The following is a 608-nucleotide window of genomic DNA, read 5'->3' as shown; positions in this document are numbered from 1 at the left end:
TCAAACCGTTATTCCGTTCCACTTGGGACTTATCAAACAAATTCTGAAAATCTTGTTTTGATTGAAGTTAAAGGTAGAGAACAACAGACGCTCGTGATTCGAAAACAAGCAGAAGGTGAAATCATCGCCGAGCATGACATCAGTGTAGAGAAAGGAAAGCTAATTCAAAATCGCAATCATACACGTGATCGATCAAAAGGAATTGAAGAGTTTAAACAACGTTTGATTTCCTCTTTTGAAGATCAGAAACAGGCAGCTGCATATTTTGATAAGATCAGTAAAGAATACCCAAGATATCGACGGGATCAGTTCGCAATCATTCAGCAGGTGGTTCAAAAATATCCAGCGTTTATTGACTCGGTTATGACCAAGTGTATGACAGAAAAATTGGTTAGTGCCAACGATTTTCGTGACATTGCACATCACCTGTATACATCAAATCAACAGCCAGTACAGGAGATAGAATCCCTTTCTGCCAAGCCAGCAAAACATTCTAGTATCAAGGCTTCTACTCGATCCCTAAATACGTATACTAGCATTTTAGGGGGGCGAGCATAATGCATAAAACAGTGAATGAACTGCAGGATCAATTTCGTCAGTTACGATTA

The 608-nt window shown here is 39.1% G+C and carries 1 pseudogene; it reads left to right on the top strand.

Features of this window, described 5'->3' with window-relative positions:
• Positions 1-558: pseudogene (locus BFI01S_RS23640) on the top strand (IS21 family transposase); the annotation flags it as partial.
• Positions 559-608: the final 50 nt, after the last annotated feature.

This window comes from Cytobacillus firmus NBRC 15306, from assembly GCF_001591465.1.
In the GTDB taxonomy this organism is placed as follows: domain Bacteria; phylum Bacillota; class Bacilli; order Bacillales; family Cytobacillaceae; genus Cytobacillus; species Cytobacillus firmus.
This window is presented reverse-complemented; position numbering and strand designations above follow the sequence as displayed.